Origin of the sequence: Bacillus sp. SIMBA_154, from assembly GCF_046536015.1 — a bacterium.
Taxonomy (GTDB): Bacteria; Bacillota; Bacilli; order Bacillales; family Bacillaceae; genus Bacillus; species Bacillus pumilus_P.
Genome location: NZ_JAWJBV010000071.1, coordinates 1 through 417, shown reverse-complemented (window position 1 = coordinate 417; position 417 = coordinate 1). Strand labels below are relative to the sequence as shown.

Below are 417 nucleotides of genomic sequence, written 5' to 3'. Positions count from 1 at the left end.
AATTACTGCAGAATCAGAGCTCAGTTTTTTAAAAACCCGCTATACCGATAAACACAGCAAAGTGGTTTCAAAAAAGCGCGAACTACTCAGCATTAGAGCACGGCAACAAGCGTTAATTGAAAGTGGTAAAGGCCTTGATGCCACTAATATTGATCAGCTTTGGCAAATGGCTAATACCTTACCCAGTGGAAATGACAATGAAAGTAATGTGTTGGTGTCACAAATACTCGCTCTAGAAGAAGCTAAAAATAATGTTCTGCAGCACCAGCAAGAATACGACATGTTAGAAAAACAAGTCAATTCAGTGAGCGAGCGCTTACTAGTAACCAGTGATATAGAAAAACAACTTAGAAAGCTCGAGCGTGACTACGATGTTAAACAGTCATTATATAAAGACATGTTAGGGCGTTACGAAAT

Annotated in this window: 1 protein-coding gene; it reads left to right on the top strand. The window is 38.8% G+C overall.

Features of this window, described 5'->3' with window-relative positions; genetic code table 11:
* The coding region (locus tag R0K30_RS21135) for a hypothetical protein (protein ID WP_410612720.1) at window positions 1-417 on the top strand (417 nt) is incomplete at both ends.